Annotated in this window: 1 pseudogene; it reads right to left on the minus strand. The window is 67.5% G+C overall.

Annotated elements, in window-relative coordinates:
* Positions 1-584: pseudogene (locus CFB89_RS33870) on the minus strand (AMP-binding protein); the annotation flags it as partial.

Raw genomic sequence — 584 nt, forward strand, 5'->3', positions numbered from 1 at the left:
TGCTCGAGGATGGCCGGATTCTCGAGCGTGGACGTATCCTGCGTGATCGCCTCGCCCTTCGCGAGCGAGCGCAACAGGCGCCGCATAATCTTGCCCGAGCGCGTCTTCGGCAGGTTGTCGCCGAAGCGGATGTCCTTCGGCTTCGCGATCGGCCCGATCTGCTTGCCGACCCAGTCGCGCAGCGTCTTCGCGAGCGCCGCCGCTTCGTCGCCTTCCGGGCGCGCGCGCTTCAGCACCACGAACGCCACGACCGCTTCACCCGTCGTGTCGTCCGGACGGCCCACCACCGCCGCTTCGGCCACCAGCTCGTGCGACACCAGCGCCGATTCGATCTCCATCGTGCCGAGCCGGTGGCCCGACACGTTCAGCACGTCGTCGATCCGGCCCATGATCGTGAAGTAGCCGGTCTCCTTGTCGCGCACGGTGCCGTCGCCGGCCAGATACAGCGTGCCGCCGAGTTCTTCCGGGTAATAGCTCTTCTTGAAACGCTCCGGGTCGCCCCAGATCGTGCGGATCATCGCCGGCCACGGACGCTTGACGACGAGAATCCCGCCTTGCCCGTTCGGCACGTCCTGGCCGGTCTC

The organism is Burkholderia sp. AU16741, from assembly GCF_002223345.1.
In the GTDB taxonomy this organism is placed as follows: domain Bacteria; phylum Pseudomonadota; class Gammaproteobacteria; order Burkholderiales; family Burkholderiaceae; genus Burkholderia; species Burkholderia sola.